1 pseudogene is annotated in these 404 nt (G+C 45.0%); it reads left to right on the top strand.

From position 1 onward, the window contains the following. Nucleotides 1–268: pseudogene (locus B3182_RS00875) on the top strand (ribose-phosphate pyrophosphokinase); the annotation flags it as partial. Nucleotides 269–404: the final 136 nt, after the last annotated feature.

The raw sequence follows: 404 nt of genomic DNA on the forward strand, positions 1-404 counted from the left end.
GACGTTGTGTGCCGCAGCAGCCGCTTTGAAAGAACATGGTGCCACCAATGTGGTTGCTTACTGTACTCACCCGGTTTTATCGGGAGCAGCCATTAAAAATATCAATAATTCGTTGCTGAACGAATTAGTGGTGACAGATACCATCCCATTGCAGCCTGATGCGGCCGCATGTGACAAAATTCGCGTCTTGAGCATTGCTGAAATGCTCGCGGAAGCGATGTACCGAATTAGTAATGAAGAGTCAGTTAGCTCTTTATATATGGATTAACCAAAAAATTTATTTTGGTTGTATGTGCTGAACCTGGTCGCGGGGGAGGCGAAAAGCCGGAAAACGGCATATGAACGGGCCTCGTGTCCGTTTTTTAGTCTTGGAGAAGAAGATGGAAAATTTATTTGAAGTACAG

Source organism: Methylophaga sp. UBA4204 (assembly GCF_002379485.1).
In the GTDB taxonomy this organism is placed as follows: domain Bacteria; phylum Pseudomonadota; class Gammaproteobacteria; order Nitrosococcales; family Methylophagaceae; genus Methylophaga.